Here is a 505-nt window from a genome sequence, read left to right on the forward strand (position 1 = left end):
TTGGGAACAGCGTAAGTTGTCTGAGGTTACAGATTATAAAAATGGTAAAGGATATGAGGATAGACAATCTGATTCCGGTAGTTACGAATTAATTAATTTAAATTCAATTAGTATAGATGGTGGATTAAAGCGTTCTGGTAAGTTTGTTGATAAGGCTGATGAGACCCTTGAAAAAGGAGATTTAGTCATGATACTAAGTGATGTAGGCAATGGAAATCTACTTGGAAGAGTTGCTATTATACCTGAAAGTAATAAATTTGTCCTGAATCAGCGGGTTGCATTGTTAAGACCAAAACTTAATTCAAATTCACAGTTCCTATACTCATATATAAACGCAAATCAATATTACTTTAAATCTCAAGGAGCAGGGATGTCCCAGTTAAATATTTCCAAATCATCCGTAGAAAATTTTAGCAGTTACATACCCACCCTTCCCGAGCAGGAACGGATCGGCAACTTCTTCCAAACCCTAGACGCGACCATCGCTAGTCATCAGCGTAAGTTT

1 protein-coding gene is annotated in these 505 nt (G+C 36.8%); it reads left to right on the forward strand.

The features are described from left to right. Nucleotides 1–505: restriction endonuclease subunit S (locus SORDD15_RS09710; protein ID WP_231097655.1), on the forward strand; the 505-nt coding region annotated here is incomplete at both ends.

Origin of the sequence: Streptococcus oralis, assembly GCF_001578935.1 — a bacterium.
Lineage (GTDB): Bacteria > Bacillota > Bacilli > Lactobacillales > Streptococcaceae > Streptococcus > Streptococcus oralis_R.